Source organism: Streptomyces sp. NRRL F-525, assembly GCF_000716605.1.
Lineage (GTDB): Bacteria > Actinomycetota > Actinomycetes > Streptomycetales > Streptomycetaceae > Streptomyces.
In genome coordinates this window covers 1-321 of the sequence record NZ_JNXE01000189.1, presented here as the reverse complement: position 1 = coordinate 321, position 321 = coordinate 1, and the positions used below count along the sequence as shown (strand labels likewise).

Below are 321 nucleotides of genomic sequence, written 5' to 3'. Positions count from 1 at the left end.
CCACCTCGTCGCCCTCGGCGACCGCGAGGGTCTCGCCCCTGACCGTGAGTAGTCGCACCACGTCGGCGGCCGTGGAACTCAAACTTCCGTCTCCTTCAACGCCGCTCTGCGTTCGGCGATTCCCCGGCGGCGCAGCACAATGGCCTGCTTCACATAGTCCAGGCCGGTCGCGACGGTCAGGACGACCGCCGCCGCCATCACCCAGAACCTCAGGGTGGCCAGGGGCCCCGTCAGCGCCAGGACGTACATGCCGACGGCGATTCCCTGGATGAGCGTCTTGAGCTTGCCGCCCCGGCTCGCGGGGATGACGCCGTACCGGAT

General features: G+C 68.8%; 1 protein-coding gene. It reads right to left on the bottom strand.

All coding sequences use genetic code 11. From position 1 onward, the window contains the following. Positions 1–78 precede the first annotated feature (78 nt). A partial coding sequence (locus OO69_RS48475) for a CDP-alcohol phosphatidyltransferase family protein (protein WP_033287447.1) occupies positions 79–321 on the bottom strand: 243 nt, incomplete at its 5' end.